The organism is Bathymodiolus azoricus thioautotrophic gill symbiont (assembly GCF_001298715.1).
Classification (GTDB): domain Bacteria; phylum Pseudomonadota; class Gammaproteobacteria; order PS1; family Pseudothioglobaceae; genus Thiodubiliella.
In genome coordinates this window covers 1-2265 of the sequence record NZ_CDSC02000028.1, presented here as the reverse complement: position 1 = coordinate 2265, position 2265 = coordinate 1, and the positions used below count along the sequence as shown (strand labels likewise).

Below are 2265 nucleotides of genomic sequence, written 5' to 3'. Positions count from 1 at the left end.
GTTTGACAAGATGGGCGTTGAACCAACAGGCAATGGGCGACGCGAATCTTATGCGCATATCCCGATGCCAAGAATGACCAATACCTATATGCTCAATGGTGAAGACACATTAGAAGAGATGATTGCTTCCGTTGATGATGGGCTCTATGCTGTGAATTTTGATGGCGGTCAAGTCGATATCACCTCAGGTAAGTTTGTTTTCTCAGCAAATGAAGTCTATCTTATCAAGAATGGCAAAATCACCACACCCGTCAAAGGCGCAACCCTCATCTGCTCTGGCGATGAAGCACTGAAAAAAATCTCCATGGTCACCAATGATTTAAAACTCGATGGCGGTGTTGGCGTTTGTGGTAAAGATGGAAAAAGTGTGCCAGTAGGCGTTGGGCAACCCAGTCTTAAAATTGATGAATTGACAGTAGGCGGCACGCAGGTATAATAAGAGATAGGTATTAAAAACAGTTTCTGGAAGGGTTAATGTAATGAGAAAAGTGGAGGCAATTGACTTATTTTGTGGTATTGGAGGGTTAACCTGTGGACTGCAACAGGTAGACATAAAGGTCATTGCTGGACTTGATAATGATAAGTCATGCCAATATTCATACGAAAAAAACAATAATGTTGATTTCATTTGTAAAGATGTTACTAAATATGATTTTAGAGAAATGAAAGATATGTATTCAAAAGATAGTATAAAAGTCTTAGTAGGTTGCGCTCCTTGTCAAACATTTTCATCTCACACCTTTAAGGTAAGAAATCGTGAGGACGATATTAGATGGAATATGATTGATCACTTTTTAAGAGGTATTAAAGAAATAAAGCCAGATATTATTTCTATGGAGAATGTTCGAGGTATAACAAAAACTGAAATCTTTTTCAAATTCGTTGAGCAAGTAAAAAAATTAGGCTACAAGATTTCTTATGAGGTTGTAAATTTTGCTGATTATGGTGTTCCTCAAAATAGAAATAGATTGGTTTTTTTAGCCTCAAAGTTGGGTGAAATATTCATTCCAATAAAAACCCACTCTAAAAAAAATAGAGTAACTATTAAAGGTATTATTAAAAAACTACCAAAAATTAAAAGTGGTGAAGTTTATAAAAATGACAAGACCCACACTTCAAGAAATCTTTCAAAGTTAAATATACAAAGAATTAAACAATCAAATCCAGGGGGGACTTGGCAAGATTGGGATAATGAACTATTGCTTAATTGTTATAAGAAAGAAAGTGGGCAAACCTACTCAACCGTTTATGGTCGCATGAGTTGGGATAAAGTATCTCCAACAATTACCACACAATTTAGCAGTTATGGATCAGGAAGATTCGGACATCCTGAGCAAGATAGGGCGATATCTATTCGAGAAGGGGCGTTATTACAAACTTTCCCAATGGATTATGATTTTGGAAAAGAAATTCGTATTGTTGAAGTTAGTAGGCATATTGGAAATGCCGTCCCTCCTAAAATGGGAAAAAATATTGGGATTTGTATTTTAAGGCACTTGGAGGAGGTTGAATATGGCAAAAAGTAAATTTAGCGGTGAAAAGTTAATTAGAATTCAAGAGCAAATGGATGAAGAGTCTGGATTTTATGATTATTTTACGAAAGATTATCCATTTGAAGTTATTAATTCAAAATATGGTGATAAAGACGATGAAGGTAAAACACTGTATGTTCCAGATTATCAAAGAGCTTTTGTTTGGGATAATGAAAAACAATCCAGATTTATAGAGTCAGTCTTGTTAGGAGTTCCCCTAACGCCTTTTTTAGTCTCTGAAGATGCTGACAATAGATTGGAAATTATAGATGGCTCACAAAGAATAAGAACGCTAATTGCTTTTTATGATAATACACTAAGGTTGAGAAAATTAGAAAAATTAAGTAGTTTTAATAGTGCAAAATTTAAGGATTTACCTGCAAGAATACAAAGATCTTTTGAAAATAGAGATTTTAAAATTATTATTGTTGATGAAACTAATGCTAATAATAAAGAAATAAAACAAGATATTTTTAATAGAATCAATACTAGTGGAGAAAAATTAACAGACAGTGAAATTAGAAAGGGTTCGTATGCGGGCAATTTCTACAATATGATTGTTGAATTAAAAGAACATAAAGAATTCCAATCTATTTGCCCCATATCCGAACAGAGAGCAATCAGAGGTGAATATGAAGAATTTATATTAAGGTTCTTTGCTTATAAAGATAAATATTTAGAGTCTAAAAGTGATGTAGCTATTTTCCTAAATAAGTACCTATCAGATATGAAT

3 protein-coding genes are annotated in these 2265 nt (G+C 33.7%); all 3 read left to right on the top strand.

What is annotated here, in order from left to right:
* Window positions 1-436: metallopeptidase TldD-related protein (locus BAZSYMA_RS00575; RefSeq protein WP_241502505.1), on the top strand; the 436-nt coding region annotated here is incomplete at its 5' end.
* A gap of 43 nt (window positions 437-479) precedes the next feature.
* On the top strand, window positions 480-1526 hold the full coding sequence (locus tag BAZSYMA_RS00570; RefSeq protein ID WP_090714481.1) for a DNA cytosine methyltransferase: 1047 nt from the start codon (window positions 480-482) through the stop codon (window positions 1524-1526).
* On the top strand, window positions 1513-2265 hold a 753-nt coding region (locus BAZSYMA_RS00565; RefSeq protein ID WP_143243035.1), incomplete at its 3' end, for a GmrSD restriction endonuclease domain-containing protein. The genes BAZSYMA_RS00570 and BAZSYMA_RS00565, both read left to right, overlap by 14 nt.

Coding starts and splice junctions, on each gene's coding strand:
- BAZSYMA_RS00570 (WP_090714481.1), top strand. CDS start 480: ATGAGAAAAGTGGAGGCAATTGACTTATTTTGTGGTATTGGAGGGTTA.